Origin of the sequence: Clostridium saudiense (assembly GCF_000577815.1) — a bacterium.
GTDB lineage: Bacteria > Bacillota > Clostridia > Clostridiales > Clostridiaceae > Clostridium > Clostridium saudiense.
This window is the reverse complement of sequence record NZ_CBYM010000079.1, coordinates 1-2,644: the sequence shown is the minus strand read 5'-3', so window position 1 is coordinate 2,644 and position 2,644 is coordinate 1. Positions and strand designations below refer to the sequence as shown.

2 protein-coding genes are annotated in these 2,644 nt (G+C 27.8%); both read left to right on the top strand.

Going from position 1 to position 2,644, the window contains the following annotated elements:
- Positions 1 to 291: 291 nt before the first annotated feature.
- The gene (locus TY07_RS16960) at positions 292 to 564 is read left to right on the top strand and encodes a hypothetical protein (protein ID WP_042403065.1); all 273 of its coding nucleotides are present in this window, start codon (positions 292 to 294) and stop codon (positions 562 to 564) included.
- A complete protein-coding gene (locus TY07_RS16955) occupies positions 539 to 2,455 on the top strand; it encodes a hypothetical protein (RefSeq protein WP_052330775.1) in 1,917 nt (638 codons plus the stop codon). Before TY07_RS16960 ends, TY07_RS16955 begins: the two co-directional genes overlap by 26 nt.
- Positions 2,456 to 2,644 lie beyond the last annotated feature (189 nt).

The window sequence follows — 2,644 nt, the reverse complement described above, 5'->3', positions numbered from 1 at the left end:
CAACGGGTTCCGTTTTAAGGTGCAAAAGTTGCTAATCAAGTTAAAATCTCAATCAAAATCACATGTGAAATCACATTACGATTCACATGTGATTTTTTTTATTAAATTGTTTATATTGCTTATTTTAGGGAATAATTATAATATAGAAATGATTGAAAATCACATAGCAAATCACAGGGTAAATCACATATAAAATAAAAAAATAATAGTTTTATTATCTTTGTGAATAGGTATGTGATTTTATATGTGAATACGTATGTGATTTATACCTAAAAGAAAGGAGTTGCGGAGGTGAAGTATATAAAACCTAAAAAAGAAAATAAGAAAAAGGTTTCTTTGGAATTATCAACAAGAACACTTGCTATATTAGAGCATTACTCTAAATACACTCAATATAGCGAAGAAGAAATACTGGATATGTTTTTATTAAACCTATTAGATGATACTAATTTTATAGAATGGGTTAATAAGCAAAGATACAATAAGAAAATACTTGCTTCATTGTATGATACTATTAGTGATTCGGAGTTGAAAAATAATGAAACTAAAGAGATTGTCAGATAAAACTGTTAGTAAAGTAAAAGTTATTCCACCTATTACTCAAGAAGAAGTTAATCAGAGGGAAATAGACTATACCACTTTATCAAAGATGGAGTTTTCGAGAAAATATGGATACCTTCTATATACCCCAGTAGAATTAGTTGTTGATAAAAAATCTTATAACATTCAAACTAACTTTTGTGCTAATCCCTTTTGTAAATGGTATGGTAAAGAGCAATTAAAGTATAAGAATCTAAAGGGGAATCCTTCTCGATATATGATTACAGGAAAGAGTTTTAAATCAATAAAGTGTAATGATATTAATGATGATACTATTGATAAACCTGTAATAAGAAGTTATGCGGCTCCTTATTCAAATTGGGCAATGGCAGAAGAAATTAAAAGGTTAATAGATATTAATACTACAGTTCCTATTGAGCCAGATTATATATTCCATAAAGAAGATTGTTGTGAAAAAGATTTAAATCCGCTTGATAATCCTGATAGTTTTTATAGACGTGGCAAAAGTTCAAGCAACTCTCAAAAGTATCAGTGCAAATTATGCAAGAAAATTGCAAATGTCTTACCAGAGCAGAAGGAATGTTTTACTTACTATCAAAAGAAGAATGATATACTACCTCTGTTTATGAAACTAATACTAAGTAGAACTCCTGTAACAAGAATATGTGAAATATTAGATATTGGCAGTAGCACTTACTACAATAAGTTAGAATGGCTATATAGAAGGTGTTTAGAATTTCTTGAGCGATATGAAGATAAGAAATTAAAGAATACTCATTTTGATACATTATGGCTTAACACTGATAAATTCACTTATCATCTTAACAATGTTAGAAAAAAGGGACATGGTAAAAATTCTATTTTAGAAAAAGAGAAACCTTTGTTTCCTACAAGTATTGTAGCGACTACGGATTCGAGAAGTCGATATATATTTAGAGCAGATGTTGCTTTTGACTTCACAACCTCCGTAAACGAAGTTAAAAATGACTATATAAAATATAAGGAAGATAAGTTGAATACATATTTGCAAAAGACAAGTAAGTATAAAGTATCTAAAATAACTAATGATTCTACTTTAAGTGAATTGGAACTTTTTTTAAGAGATTTAGAAGTTAGACAATCGTATGTAGATGGATTTCATGTTAATTCAACATACACTACTTATGCACATCATTGGCTAATAAATAAATTATTGAATGTTGATAAATTATTTATAGTTACAGATGAAGATACTGCCTTACTGACTTCTCTTTTGAGGATACATAAAGAAGGTATTTCTAAGAATGATACTCATATTTTTACCTGCAAGGTTGATAAAGAATTAGATAAGAATGAGGCATATAAACAATATTTAACTCATAAAGAAAATATTAAATTATGGCAAGAGGCTAATAATTTAAAAGATGGTTTAGGTAAATCAGCCATAGACCTATTGGCTCATACTATATTTAATAACGATATATATATAACACAAACAATTAACGAAAAAGATTATGTTGTTGGAACTAATGATTCTATCCCCCATCCATTTCCTTATAAGGATGAAGGAAATAGATATATTAATTGTGTTACAGATTTATCTAACCTTAATTGTTATGAATTAGCAGAGATAATGTACAGAATAGATTTGAGGTCTATAAACACATTTTTCAATCAAATAAGAAGAAAGGTGTCTATATTAGAAAGACCATTGTCAGGAGGCAGAGGGGAAGGGAAAAGTTATATATATGCTAACTTCAACCCTAAATATGCTCAATATATGATAACTATTCTAAGAACATATTTAAACTTCTGTGAGACACATAAATATAAAGGTGAGGAAGTAACGCCTGCTATGAGGCTTGGGATAGCAAAAAAGAAATATAAAATAGAGGATATATTATATTTTAAATAAGTATAATACTAAACATTATAAATTTAGTCTTTGTTTTTAAAATATGCAAATAACTACAACATAAAAAGATGTCCAAATGTTATCAAGAGTAAATTTTTAAAAAGATACTAAAAATCAAATCTTTATATATTATATATGTGTAGTATGTAATATTAATAAAGTCCAGCAAATTGCTGGACTTTATTTCGC

Excerpts from the sequence above, each read along its gene's own strand:
- TY07_RS16955 (WP_052330775.1), top strand. The coding sequence starts at position 539 with ATGAAACTAAAGAGATTGTCAGATAAAACTGTTAGTAAAGTAAAAGTT.